Annotated in this window: 9 protein-coding genes; 4 read left to right on the top strand and 5 right to left on the bottom strand. The window is 68.9% G+C overall.

Annotated features, from left to right (window positions below):
* Positions 1 to 157: 157 nt before the first annotated feature.
* Both A5713_RS29545 and A5713_RS17645 read left to right on the top strand, forming a co-directional pair.
* Positions 158 to 1,042 carry an ATP-binding protein gene (locus tag A5713_RS29545; RefSeq protein ID WP_068097597.1) on the top strand — a complete coding sequence of 295 codons (885 nt, stop codon included), beginning with the start codon at positions 158 to 160 and terminating at the stop codon, positions 1,040 to 1,042.
* A gap of 43 nt (positions 1,043 to 1,085) precedes the next feature.
* The gene (locus tag A5713_RS17645) at positions 1,086 to 2,099 is read left to right on the top strand and encodes a cation diffusion facilitator family transporter (RefSeq protein ID WP_068097594.1); all 1,014 of its coding nucleotides are present in this window, start codon (positions 1,086 to 1,088) and stop codon (positions 2,097 to 2,099) included.
* Between the two features lie 21 nt (positions 2,100 to 2,120).
* On the opposite strand, the gene A5713_RS17640 is transcribed toward A5713_RS17645, so the two are convergent.
* The 5 genes from A5713_RS17640 to A5713_RS17620 form a co-directional block, all read right to left on the bottom strand.
* A complete protein-coding gene (locus tag A5713_RS17640) occupies positions 2,121 to 3,197 on the bottom strand; it encodes a PDR/VanB family oxidoreductase (RefSeq protein ID WP_068097591.1) in 1,077 nt (358 codons plus the stop codon).
* A 10-nt stretch (positions 3,198 to 3,207) separates the two neighbouring features.
* Positions 3,208 to 4,128 (bottom strand): alpha/beta fold hydrolase, encoded by a 921-nt coding sequence (locus tag A5713_RS17635; protein ID WP_068097587.1) that lies wholly within the window; start codon positions 4,126 to 4,128, stop codon positions 3,208 to 3,210.
* A 4-nt stretch (positions 4,129 to 4,132) separates the two neighbouring features.
* The gene (locus A5713_RS17630; protein WP_068097584.1) at positions 4,133 to 5,041 is read right to left on the bottom strand and encodes a metal-dependent hydrolase; all 909 of its coding nucleotides are present in this window, start codon (positions 5,039 to 5,041) and stop codon (positions 4,133 to 4,135) included.
* A 16-nt stretch (positions 5,042 to 5,057) separates the two neighbouring features.
* Positions 5,058 to 8,303, bottom strand: coding sequence for a thioester reductase domain-containing protein (locus A5713_RS17625; protein WP_068097580.1), 3,246 nt, complete (start codon positions 8,301 to 8,303; stop codon positions 5,058 to 5,060).
* 457 nt (positions 8,304 to 8,760) lie between these two features.
* Positions 8,761 to 9,747: a diacylglycerol kinase family protein gene (locus A5713_RS17620; protein WP_068097578.1), complete on the bottom strand. Its 987-nt coding sequence runs from the start codon at positions 9,745 to 9,747 to the stop codon at positions 8,761 to 8,763.
* Positions 9,748 to 9,838: 91 nt separating this feature from the next.
* Here A5713_RS17620 and A5713_RS17615 point away from each other — a divergent pair, with 91 nt between their 5' ends.
* Together A5713_RS17615 and A5713_RS17610 are read left to right on the top strand one after the other, a co-directional pair.
* Positions 9,839 to 10,738: an oxidoreductase gene (locus tag A5713_RS17615; protein WP_068097575.1), complete on the top strand. Its 900-nt coding sequence runs from the start codon at positions 9,839 to 9,841 to the stop codon at positions 10,736 to 10,738.
* A gap of 18 nt (positions 10,739 to 10,756) precedes the next feature.
* Positions 10,757 to 11,683 carry a DMT family transporter gene (locus tag A5713_RS17610; RefSeq protein WP_067917697.1) on the top strand — a complete coding sequence of 309 codons (927 nt, stop codon included), beginning with the start codon at positions 10,757 to 10,759 and terminating at the stop codon, positions 11,681 to 11,683.
* Positions 11,684 to 11,967: the final 284 nt, after the last annotated feature.

The raw sequence follows: 11,967 nt of genomic DNA, 5'->3' as shown, positions 1-11,967 counted from the left end.
GCCGGCCGCGAGGAGGTATGCGCCGACGGCGGTGGCCAACAGCAACAGCGGGAAACTGACGGCCAGCTCGTTGCGCAGATCCGCGACCGCGGCGTCCCGGTCGGCGAGACTTTGGGCCGCGACGACGACGCGTCCTCCGGGCGCCGGACCGGCCACCATGCGCAACGAGCTGGCCGTCAGTTTCCCGCTGTTGCTGTTGGCCACCGCCGTCGGCGCATACCTCCTCGCGGCCGCCGCGCTTCGACCGGTCGAACGGATGCGTAACCGGGCGGCCGGGATCAGCGCCGGCGACGCGGACGCCCGGCTGCCCGTACCACCGGCCCGTGATGAAATCCGTGATCTCGGAACCACGTTCAACGAGCTCCTGCAGCGGCTGCAAGACGCGCTGGAGCGCGAAAGACAGTTCGTCGTCGACGCGGGCCACGAACTTCGCACCCCGCTGAGCCTGCTGACCACCGAACTCGAGCTCGCCCTGCGGCGCCCGCGCAGCAACCCCGAGCTCGTCGACGCATTGAGCTCCGCCCTGCAGGAAACCACTCGGCTGTCCCGCTTGGCCCGCGACCTGCTCGCGGTCGCGGACGCGGGCTGGCGGCCCGACCCGCCCATTGTCGACCTGAGCACCGCCCTGTCCGCCATCGGCGAGCGCTACCGGCGCAGCCTCGGCGATCGTCTTGTAATCGACTGCCCTGCAGGACAATACATCCGCGCGCACCCGGACGATCTGGATCGGGTCATCGGCAATCTCATCGACAATGCCGCCCAGCACGGCGCCCCGCCGATCACCATCCGCGTCCGGACGGCCGCCGACGGCGTCGAGATCCACGTCGCCGACCAGGGGACCGGATTCCCGCCCGGCTTCCTCCCATACGCTTTTCGCCGATTCAGCCGCGCCGACACCGCACGGACCGCCGGGGGCACCGGCCTTGGATTGGCCATCGTCGACACCCTCACGCAGCGCAACCATGGCACGGTAACCGCCGAGAATCGCGTCGGCGGCGGCGCTGAGATCACCGTCAGGTTTTCGCGCGGGCCGGGTAAGTGATCTAGTATCTGCGTATGCATGCAGGTAAGCGGACAACGCGCTGATGAATACGCATAGCGGGCACGATCACGACCACCACCATGGTCCCGGTCATGAGCATGCCCATGGGCTTCGCGGCCTCGTGACACAACTTTTCCTCCCGCACAGCCACGACGCCGCCGACAGCGTCGACACCGCGCTGGAAACCAGCGCGGTCGGCATTCGGGCGGTCAAGATCAGCCTGCTCGGGCTGGGCGCAACCGCGTTCGTACAGGTCGTCATCGCCGTCGTTTCCGGGTCCATCGCCCTGGTCGCCGACACCATTCACAACTTCTCGGACGCGCTTACCGCAGTCCCGCTGTGGATCGCGTTCGCGCTGGGTCGCCGTGCCGCCACCCGGCGCTATACCTACGGCTACGGGCGCGCCGAGGATCTGGCGGGCTTGTTCGTCATCGGCATGATCGCGATGTCGGCCTTCGTCGCGGGCTACGAATCGATCCGGCGCCTGTTTCACCCCGTGCCCGTCGGGCACCTCGGCTGGGTCGCGGCCGCGGGTCTGATCGGCTTCGTCGGCAACGAAGTCGTCGCCGTCTATCGGATTCGGATCGGTCGCCGCATCGGCTCGGCCGCCCTCATCGCCGACGGCCTACACGCGCGAACGGATGGATTCACCTCTCTGGCCGTGCTTTTCGGAGCAGGCGGTGTCGCCCTCGGCTACCCGATAGCCGACCCGATCATCGGCCTGGTCATCACGCTGGCGATCCTGGCGGTGCTGCGCGGGGCGGTCCGTGAAATATTCCGCCGGCTCATGGATGCCGTGGACCCCGAACTCGTCGACACCGCCGAAGCGGCACTGGCCGCCCGGCCCGGTGTCCGCGGCGTGCGGAGCATCCGGATGCGCTGGATAGGGCATCGCTTGCACGCGGACGCGGAACTCGACATCGATCCCGGCACCAGCCTCGAGGAGGCCCACCGCATCGCTCATGACGCCGAGCACGAACTGACGCACGCCGTGCCAAGGCTCAACAGCGCGCTCGTCCACGCCTACCCGGCGCACCACACGGAAGAGGCCGTCTGAGCCCCTGCCGCTGCCGCGTTTTCAGGCGTCGATCACCAGGCGACCGCCGTTCGCCCGGGAGACGCAGACCAGCATTTCGCCGTCGCCCTCCAGGGCGCGGCCGCGTCGATCGACCCGTCCCGCAAGAACTTTCACCTTGCAGGTCCCGCAGAAACCTTGTTGGCACGAGTACGCCGCGGTCGGATCGGAATCGAGCATGACGTCCAGCGCCGACCGGTTCGCCGGGACGCCGAGCACACGCCCCGACCTCGCGAGCTCCAGCTCGAACGGGACGCCGTCGACGACGGGCGGTGGCCCGAACCGTTCGTAGTGCAGCGGCGCGTCGGCGTGTTCATCGCGCGCCCTGCGCACGGATTCGAGCATGGCGGTCGGCCCGCACACGTACACGGCCGTCGCCGGCCCGGCGTCGGCCAGCAATTCCTCGACGGTGGGGATGCGGCCGCGCTCGTCGTCGGCCCAGACGGTGACCCGCTCGGGCGCAATCGCCAGCACCTCGTCGAGCAGCGGCATGAACTCCCGGCCGCGCCCGCAATACACGGCCCGCCAGTCGATTCCGCGTCGCTGGGCAAGTCGGATCATGGGCAGGATCGGTGTCACGCCGATGCCGCCGATCACGAACAACACCTCCCGCTCGTCGGTGACGAGGTAGAAGGCGTTGCGGGGGCCTTCGAACTCGAGCGTGTCGCCCACGTCGAAGGTGTCGTGCATTTCGATCGAGCCGCCGCCGCCGTCGGCGATCCGCCGCACCGCGATGCGGTAGTCGGTGCGCCGCCCCGGCGGACCGCACAACGAATACTGGCGGCGGCGGCCCGAGGCCAGCCGGACGTCGATGTGCGCGCCGGGAGTCCACGACGGCAGCAACCCGCCCCGGGCGTCGGCGAGGGTCAGGGCGACCACGTCGGGCGTGAGGAGCTCGCGCTGGGTGACCACCGCGGTGTTGGTCCGTTGCACCGGCACGACCCGCGCCGGAGTCCACCGCGACGCCGACGCGAACCCGCCGAACAGGGTGCCCACCCCCCACAACGCGGTGTACAGGCGATCGCGTCTGCGGCGACCGTAGAGGTCGGCGGGCCTGCTACTCCAAATCGCATGCGTCACAACGGATGTCCTATGCCTGTCGGATGTCGGTGCCGGTGACCTGGTTGACCCACTCGCTCGTCAGCCGGGCGATGACGTCGGGATGCGAGGACACCACCCAATGTCCGCCCTCGATGTCGACGACCCTGCCGTGGGGCGGTATCGAGCCGGTGAACCGCTGCAGGGGCGGCGAGACGAAATAGTCGTGGCGCGCCACCAGCACCTGCACCGGGACGGTCGTCTGCGGCAGCTGCTTCGGCGGAGCCAGAAACGGCGCCGGCATGTTGGCGCGGTACAGGTTGAGACCGTTGACATAGTCGCGGATCGACCGGGTGGGCGCCGCGCGCCCCCGGCCCGTGCCGCGCGGGCGGCCGATCAGTTCGACCCCCGCGAAGACCGCCACCGACGCGCGGGACCAGATCGCCAGCTCCGGCACCGCCGGGCACAGGAAGAACCAGATGTACGACGACGCCAGGGCCTGCTTGAGCACGTCGAACACCCCGTGGGCGGTGCGCGGGGACCGAAGGAACCTGCCCGCGTAGTTCAGGTGCGGGCCGGAGATCGACGTGAACGAGGCGACCTTGGGCATCACCGCGTCGTCGGTGACCGCGGCCCACGCCTGGATGGAACCCCAGTCGTGGGCCACCAGGTGTACCCGGCCCACCCCGAGGCTGTCGATCACCGCGCCGACATCGGAAACCAGTTGCGGGAGGCGGTATCCCGAGCGCCTGCGCGGCTTGGACGACTCGCCGGCCCCGCGCACGTCGTAGGCCACGACGTTGAACCGCCCGCCGAGTTCGTCGGCGACGCCGTCCCACACGTGGTGGTTGTCCGGGTAGCCGTGGATGGCCAAGATCGTCGGGCGTCCCGGATCGATCTCCGAGCGGGCATGAACGGCCAGCGACACGCCGTCGGAGGCGATCACGGTGCTGGATTGAGTCATCTCTCGCATGCCCTCAGTGCGCCGCGCGGGCCGCGGGCGATCGGGCCAGGTAGTCGACCGCGCGTCCCACCCCGCCCAGTTTGGACGGATGGAAACTGGGTGTGTAGTAGGCGCCGATGACCCGCAGGAACTGGAACGGCCCGGGCACCAGGCCCCGGCGCGCCGCGCTGAAGTAGTCGCGCCAGCGCGGCTTGGTGCCCGGCGGCAGGTAGGGGTCGACCGAGTACATGAACCGCACGCCACGGATGAACAACCACAGCAGCGCCGGCGTCACCAGCAGCTGGGTGCGCACCTGGCGCCAATAGCCGGCCCCCAGGTGCTTCATGGTGTCGAAGGCGACCGCCTTGTGTTCGACCTCTTCCGCGCCGTGCCAGCGCAGCAGGTCCAGCATCACCGGGTCGGTGCCGAAGGCGTCGTGTTGCGGAGTGTCGAGGATCCATTCGCCCAGGATGGCGGTGTAGTGCTCGAGGGCGGCCACCATCGACACCCGCTCGAGCAGCCAGCTCTGCCGTCGCCGCCGACCCCAGCCGGGCCGGTCGCCGATCAGCTGGGAGAACAGCCACGCCATCTGGTCGGTGAACGGCGTGACCTCCACGCCCTTGGCTGCGAAATGGTCCAGCACGCCCGAATGCGCCTGGGAGTGCATGGCCTCCTGGCTGATGAAGCCCTGCACGTCCAGCCGCAGCTGATCGTCTTTGATCAGCGGCAGCGTGTTCTTGAACGCGTCGACGATGAACTCCTCGCCGGCGGGCAGCAGCAGGTGCAGGACGTTGCAGAAGTGGGTGGTGAAGGGCTCGCCCGGCACGTAGTAGAACGGCAGCGTCGCCCAGTCGAAGTCGACGTCACGCGCCTGCAGGACGATCCGCTCGTGGTCGAGCGATGCGTCATGCGGCCCCGTGGCCTGGTCATCGACGGTGAACATGGTGGACCCCCTTGAGTCAGGCGCTGCGCGCCTCGTCCTCAGCCTCGGTGATCAGGCGCTCGCTACGCAAGAACCGGACCAGGTTGTCGACCGTCTCGGTCAGGGCCGGTTCGCGCAGGCGGATATCGGCCAGGGCGCGCGCTCGCTGGTATTGGGTGTTGCCGTAGCGCTTGTCCCGCATCGCCGCGATCTTGTCCGCCGAGCGCGTCAGGAAGTCGACCAGCGGGTAGATCGGGTCCCTGGGCGTGCACCGACGGTTCATCTCGGCGGCGAACGACGGAATGTCGTGGTAGTCGAAGCGGTAGCCGTAGCGCTCCGACAACACCCGGGTGATGTCGGTCAGGTTGTAGTAGTCGTCGGCCGTCATATTAAAAACGTTGCCGCACACGGTGTCGTCCTTCGGCAGGTCCATCAGCGCCACGATGTGGTCGGCGATCAGGTCCGCCGGCAGCAGGCTGAGCTGGTTGAGCGCGTCGGCGGCGACGCCGTGCTCGATCATGAACGCCATGGTGCGCACCAGGATGTCGTCCTGGCTGCCGAAGCCCGCCCCGGTCGGTGAGATCAGCGAGGGCCGGAAGATGCGCACGTCCAGCCCTTGCCGCTGGGCGGCGAAAGCCAGCTGTTCGGCGACCCACTTGGTCTGCGAGTAGCCGAAGTCCAGGGCGTTCATCTCCAGGTTGGCGTCGGACTCGCCAACCACCGGTTTGACGCTCCACCCGTAGATGAAGGTGCTGGACACCAGGTGGAAGGTCTTCCGGTGCCCCGTCATGGCCAGCCGCAACAGCTCGTGCGTCCCGGCCACGTTGGCGGGCCGCAGGGCGTCGTAGGTGCGCACGTAGTTGACGAGGGCGCCGTTGTGGACGACGGCGTCGACGCTCCCGGCCAGCCGCCGGAACCCCGCCTCGCCCAGGCCCAGCTGCGGCTCGGCGAGGTCTCCGCAGACCACGCGCACCCGCTCCCGGACCTGCGCTTCCAGGGCCGGAGACCACAGCCGGGCCTTGCGCAGCGACGCGACGATCCGGTCCAGCCCGTGCGCGGTGTCCGTGGCGCGGATCAGGGCGTGCACGGTGTGAGACGTGCGGCCGAGCAGGCTGCTGACCAGGAACGGCCCCAGGAAGCCCGTCGCCCCTGTCAAGAGGATGTCGCTGGGCGTGCCCGGCCGCGCCGGCGGTAGCGCCGGCAACCGAAGCTGGGCGTCGGCCCGCATCCGCGCGACCTCGTAGGCCTCGTACTCGGCCGAAATCTGGTCCAGCGCCTCGCGCAGCGCGTCGAGCGGTTGCCCGGACCCCTCGCCGAACTGCCGCATGAGCCGGAAGAACTCGGCCACCGTCAGCCGCTGGAGCAGGCGCGTGTTGACGTCTTCGGCCAGCTCCCCGGCGCCGTGCTCTTCCAGCAGGGCCTGCAGGTCCGCCCGCAGCTCGGCGAGCGCCAGCGAGTCGATGCCGAGGTCCGCGAAGGAGCAGTCCTCGTCGCCGGTGAGGTCGTAGCTCTCGATCAGGTTGCGGAACCGGTCCAGTGGGCCCGCACCGTCCTGCGCCGCATCGTGGGGCTGATGGGTGTAGGTGGCCAACACCGGCAGTTGACCGTCCAGCCAGAGCTGGCGCGTGGACGAGCGCCGGATCTTCCCCGAGGTGGTCTTGGGGATGCTGTGCGCGGGCACGAACGCGATGGCGTGCGGGTCGATGTGGCCGTGCCGGCGGATGGCCCGCGCCAGTGCCTTGCCGTCCGGCAGCGCGTCCGCGTCGCGGACCTCGGCCACCACGGTCAGCACTTCCTGCTCGTCCTGCTCCACCGCGAAGGCGGCGACACAGCCACCGCGGACCTGCGGGGCCGACCGCTCCACGATGCCCTCGATGTCCGAGGGGTAGCAGTTGACGCCCCGCACGATGATGAGGTCCTTGCTGCGGCCGCAGACGAACAGCTCACCCTCGTACAGGAAGCCGAGGTCGCCGGTGCGCAGGTAGGTGTGCACGTCGTCGCCGGGGATGCGGGCGGCGAAGGCCTCCGCGGTCAGTTCCGGGCGGTTCCAATAGCCGCCCCCCTTCGAGGGCCCGTCCAGCCAGACCTCGCCGACCCGGCCCTCGCCGAGCGCGTGCCCGGACTCCGGGTCGACGATCCGGACCACGTTGCCGTCAATGGGCTTGCCGCAGCTCACCACCGGGGCCTGGTTGCGGTTCTCGGGCTGCGCCTTTTCGACCCGCGCAAGGTTCTTCTCCAGGGCGCGCTTGTTCAGCGCCAGCGTCTGGCGTCCGCGAAGCGAGACGATCAGGGTGTTCTCCGCCATGCCGTAGGCGCCGGTGAGCGCGTTGGGCTCCAGGCCGTAGGGGGCGAAGCGCTGCCGGAAGCGGGCGAACGTGCTGGCGCGCAGCGGCTCGGCGCCGACGACGATGCTCTGCAGGCTGCTCAGGTCGACCCCTTCCAGCTCGGACGTGGGCAGCTTGTCCTCCCGCAGGCACAGCTCCAGGGCGAAGTTGGGCACCGGGGTGTGGGTGGCGCGCACGTCGCTGATCAGCCGCAGCCACGCCGAAGGCCGCTTGAGGAAGTCCAGCGGCGACATCGCGTGCGTCGTCCCGCCGCCGAGCAGGACGAAGAGGTATGCGGAGATCAAACCCATGTCGTGGTGTTGGGGCAGCCAGCTGACCAGGACCTCGCCCCCGGTGAAGGCCGAGGCGTTGGCGATGACGTTGGCGTGGGTGACGACGACGCCCTTGGGGTCGCTGGTGGAGCCGGAGGTGTATTGCAGGAAGAGCACCGGAGCCGGTGTGTCGGGGACGGGGGCGCCGCCGAACTCCTGCGTGCCATCGGTTCCGAACCACGGCAGTTCCGGGGGACGTTGGGTCTCCGGCCACGGCGACTCGCTCTCGAGGTGATTGACCAGCAGGCGGTAGTCGTACTCGAACTGCTTGGTCGACAGCACCGCCTTGGCCTGGCAGTCCCGCGCGATGAAGGCCAGTTTGGCCAGTCCCGACTCGAACGACATCGGCAGCGGTGGGCTGACCGGCACGGCGATCACCCCGATGCGGGCGCAGGCGTAAAACGCCGCGACCATCTCCAAGCTGGGCGGGTATACCAGCAGCACGCGATCTCCCCGGCGCAGCCCGGCCTCCGTCGCCAGGTAGGCGGCCAGCTCACGTGTCCGCTCGGCGAAAGTCTGGTAGGTGTAGTGCTCCTGCTCCCGGCCCTCGGCGTCGACGAAGCGGAAGAGGGTCTTGTCAGGCGTTAAAGCTTCCCACTTGTGCAGATGATCGATGAGCGTCTCCATCGCAGGAGCCACCCCCTTCTGGGTTCACTATGAGCGATAAGGGCTTTCGTACCAATGGATAAAGCCCAATGTAACGCCGCTGGAGCAGCCCAGGCAAAGTAAGCAGGCGCATTTTGGGCGGTGCACATTAATCTCACAGCATAGGCTTGGCTACGGTGACTGACTTCTGGCGAACAAGGGCGTAACTACTGACCTCAGTATCCGCGATAACGGTCCCTACCAGGTGATTCCACCGGACAGCGCTCCGCCAACACGGACATACTGATGTTTGCATTTGCGCGCTTCCTGAATTTTCGCTTCGCAAATCGCACGTGATTCGGGCCTCATTTCGTATCGCCACCGCAAACGGCGTAAATCCATCCAATGGATATGGAGCTCCCGCGCGGGATGGCGGCATGAAAGTGATTTCCGCCACGGCCTTCCGGCGCCGGCGTTGCTGATCTACTGAGATACGCAGTCAGCCGGTCCGGGCGACGCGGATGAGCGGGCCGGCGCGGGCCACCAGCCTGGTGACGCCGACGTATCGTTCGCCGTCGATGATCGGCGACAGCGGCTCACCCTCGGCCTCGATCACCATCTCACGTCCGTTGACGTCGCGTACCCGACGGCCGTGGACCGTCCCGTTGGTGAGCGCCGACGGAAGCTGCGTGACGATCCTGGACGGCCTGACCTCGCCGGCCTGAAAGTGCAGCGCACCGGGGCTTTCGGCCTTCGGGAAAAGCCGGAACGGCCCGCCGATCCGCAGGTCGATCGCACCGGCGTGCAGCAGGCGGTGCGTCCGCGTCGGAACCTCCTCACCGTCGATGACGACTCGGGCGCGCGTCGGCGCGAACAGCACGGACGCGTAGTTGGACGCCTGCGAGCGCCCGACCTTCGACGCCAGATAGTCACGGAACGACCGACCGATCACCTTCGCGACTTCGCCGCGGCCGTGGTCGGGCTTTCCGTAATACATGTCGTAGAACCGGTTTCCGACGCCGCCGGCGGCCAGCCCGAAGCACAGCCGGTGGAACGGCGCGCCGTCCGCGGTTTCGCCGTCGAGCCGCAAGGTGTCAAGGCGGATCTCGGGCGGGGGGCGGTCGGCCGCCGCGGCGGCCGCCAGCGCGCGGATGACGGCGTCGGGCCGCCCACGAACCCCTGCCTTGCGGGCGACGGCGTTGACGCTGCCCCCATTGGTGGGCACGAAGGCCGGCCAGCGGTCGGGATCGCTCTCGCAGCGCTCGGTCTCGTTGATCAACCAGTGCAGCGCGCCGTCGCCGCCGTCCCCCACCAGGTGGGTGACCCGCGGGTGAAGCCGGTCCAGGGTCTTGCCGAGCTCCTCGATGGACGCCGTCTCGTGCACCTCGCCCCACGGGCCGACGATGCGGCGCAACTCGGCGACGCGGTCGCCCCGCCCGCGGCGGTTCTGGCGCGCGAGCGGATTGACGATGACACCTAGATACATCCGTGGCGTCCGGGTGAGTTTCCGCTGGCCATCCCACGCACGATACCTGCGGCGTTCGGATGGACGAGATCACGTAGTTAGGGTGGGCTGCATGCCGGGTTGGACCACAGCGCAGCTGCCTTCGTTCGCCGGACGCACCGTCGTGATCACCGGGGCCAACGCCGGCCTGGGCGAGGTCACCGCCCGCGAATTGGCGCGGGTCGGTGCCCGCGTCGTGCTGGCGGTGCGCAACACCGAGAAGGGCAAGGCCGCCGCCGAGCGGATGACCGGCTTCAAAACCGGCCAAGTCGAGGTGCGCCAGCTCGACCTGCAGGACCTGGGCTCGGTGCGGCGCTTCGCCGACGAGATGGGCACGGTCGACGTGCTGGTCAACAATGCCGGCATCATGGCCACCAAGCACGCGGTGACCGCCGACGGCTTCGAGGGTCAGATCGGCACCAACCACCTCGGCCACTTCGCGTTGACCAACCTGCTGCTGCCGAGGCTGACCGACCGGGTGGTGACGGTGTCGTCGCTGATGCACCACTTCGGTTACATCAGCCTCAGGGATTTGAATTGGCGGTCCCGCCCGTATTCGGCGTGGCTGGCCTACAGCCAGTCCAAGCTGGCCAACCTGCTGTTCACCAGCGAGCTGCAGCGGCACCTGGACGCCGCCGGTTCCGGGCTGCGCGCGGTGGCCGCCCACCCGGGCTGGTCGCACACGAACCTGCAGGGCAATTCCGGCCGCAAATGGGGCGACGCGGCGGTACTGGCCGTCGACCGCATCGTGTCCACCGACGCCGATTTCGGCGCCCGGCAGACGCTGTACGCCGTGTCGCAGGATCTGCCGGGGAACACCTTCGTCGGCCCGCGCTTCGGTCTGTATGGCCGCACCCAGCCGACCTGGCGCAACTGGCCCGCCAAGCGGGCGGGCACCGCCGCGGCGCTGTGGGACCTGTCCGAGCGGCTGACGGGCACCGCGTTCCCGCTCCCGGCGGGCGGTTTGCCGTGACACGACTAGATTGGTGGCATGTCGAGGGCTGATCTGGCGGCGATTCTTGCCCTGTGCGCCGCACTGGCGTCGGCGATCGGCAACGTCGTGCGCCAGCGTTCCGCGCAGGAGGTCACCGACAAGCCGGTCGGGCACCTGGCGCTGTTCGGCATGCTGTTGCGCGATACCCGTTGGTGGATGGGCGGTCTCGGCGACATCGCCAGCTACATTCTGCTGGCCGCGGCCCTGGACAAGGGCTCGGTGCTGTTGGTGATGTCGCTGCAGGTGACCTCGCTGCTGTTCGCCCTGCCGCTCTATGCGCGGATGAGCCGCCACCCGGTCACCCGCGGCGAGTGGATGTGGGCGATGTTGCTGACCGCGGCGCTGGTGGTCGTCATCGCGGTCGGCCAGCCGGTGGGCGGCCAGGAGCGCGCCGCGGCCCAGGTCTGGTTGATCGTGGCCCTGGCGATGGCCCCGCCGCTGCTGTTGGCGATGCTGGGCGCCCGCGTCTGGTCTGACCGCCCGGCGGCGGCCGTCTTGCTCGCCGCGGTCGCCGGCTCGTTGCTGGCGGTGTTCGCAGTGCTGATGAAGGGCGTCGTCGACATCCTCGAACACAACCCCGACCAGTTGTGGAGCAGACCCGAGCTGTACGGCTGGGTGTTCTGCGGGGCGGCCGGGATGGTGATTCATCAATCGGCCTACCGCGCCGGCGCGCTGACCGCCTCGTTGCCGACGATCATCGCCGCCAAGCCCATCGTGGGCGCGGTGCTCGGGATCACCGTGCTGGGCGAGACGTTGGACGCGCACGGCTTCGATTGGGTGGTGCTGGCGGTGGCCGCGGTGTTGGTGATCGTCGCGACGGTGGGCCTGGCCCACGGTGAGGCCGCGACAGTGTCGGCGGGCGCGGGTCGCGACGTCAGAATCGCCGACGAGCCGGAAGCGTCTCCGCAACGCTTGAGCGGGTAGCGATGGCCGGTACCGACTGCCCCGCAGTCCAACTGCCGTTGCCGCGCCCTAACGTCTTGGCTCTCGCGCCGCAATACCATGCGCTTCGCCGCGACGCGCCGCTTACCGGGGTTTTGACGCCGACGGGTCGGCCGGCATGGCTGGTGACCAGCTATAAAGAAGCCCGCGAGATTTTCGCCGACGCGGCGCGCTTCGGTCTTCACGCCCCGGTGGATCCAGAGGCCTTGGGAGACAACCCTTTCGAACGTGACATGGCGAGAATGGTCATGGCCTACGAAGGTCAG

Source organism: Mycobacterium sp. E2497, assembly GCF_001668695.1.
Lineage (GTDB): Bacteria > Actinomycetota > Actinomycetes > Mycobacteriales > Mycobacteriaceae > Mycobacterium.
Note: the sequence above shows the minus strand (reverse complement) of the source record. Positions and strands in the feature narration are given on the sequence as shown.

Excerpts from the sequence above, each read along its gene's own strand:
- A5713_RS29545 (WP_068097597.1), top strand. The coding sequence starts at position 158 with ATGCGCAACGAGCTGGCCGTCAGTTTCCCGCTGTTGCTGTTGGCCACC.
- A5713_RS17645 (WP_068097594.1), top strand. The coding sequence starts at position 1,086 with ATGAATACGCATAGCGGGCACGATCACGACCACCACCATGGTCCCGGT.
- A5713_RS17635 (WP_068097587.1), bottom strand. The coding sequence starts at position 4,128 with ATGCGAGAGATGACTCAATCCAGCACCGTGATCGCCTCCGACGGCGTG.
- A5713_RS17630 (WP_068097584.1), bottom strand. The coding sequence starts at position 5,041 with ATGTTCACCGTCGATGACCAGGCCACGGGGCCGCATGACGCATCGCTC.
- A5713_RS17625 (WP_068097580.1), bottom strand. The coding sequence starts at position 8,303 with ATGGAGACGCTCATCGATCATCTGCACAAGTGGGAAGCTTTAACGCCT.
- A5713_RS17620 (WP_068097578.1), bottom strand. The coding sequence starts at position 9,747 with ATGTATCTAGGTGTCATCGTCAATCCGCTCGCGCGCCAGAACCGCCGC.
- A5713_RS17615 (WP_068097575.1), top strand. The coding sequence starts at position 9,839 with ATGCCGGGTTGGACCACAGCGCAGCTGCCTTCGTTCGCCGGACGCACC.
- A5713_RS17610 (WP_067917697.1), top strand. The coding sequence starts at position 10,757 with ATGTCGAGGGCTGATCTGGCGGCGATTCTTGCCCTGTGCGCCGCACTG.